The sequence below is a fragment of the Bacillus sp. NTK071 genome, from assembly GCF_017303315.1.
GTDB lineage: Bacteria > Bacillota > Bacilli > Bacillales > Guptibacillaceae > Guptibacillus.
In genome coordinates this window covers 1-264 of the sequence record NZ_JAFKOI010000093.1, presented here as the reverse complement: position 1 = coordinate 264, position 264 = coordinate 1, and the positions used below count along the sequence as shown (strand labels likewise).

1 protein-coding gene is annotated in these 264 nt (G+C 48.1%); it reads right to left on the bottom strand.

All coding sequences use genetic code 11. From position 1 onward, the window contains the following. The coding region (locus tag JI666_RS21165) for an amidohydrolase family protein (protein ID WP_206895059.1) at positions 1 to 264 on the bottom strand (264 nt) is incomplete at both ends.

The window sequence follows — 264 nt, the reverse complement described above, 5'->3', positions numbered from 1 at the left end:
AAGGCTCATTAGTACGAACAATTTTTCTTCCAATGTTGTTGCCTGATTCATTCGAAAACGCATTAGCTGCGTCGCGTGCAAGTCCAGAACAACAAAATCGGCTTCTTTCCCGACATTGAGGTTGCCTATCTGATCATCCAGATGCAGCGCGCGGGCGCCGCCTAGTGTGGCGAGGAACAGTGATTTAAGCGGGTGCAACTTCTCTTGTTGCAACTGCATGATTTTGTACGCTTCGCTCATGGTTTGCAGGATAGAGAAACTGGT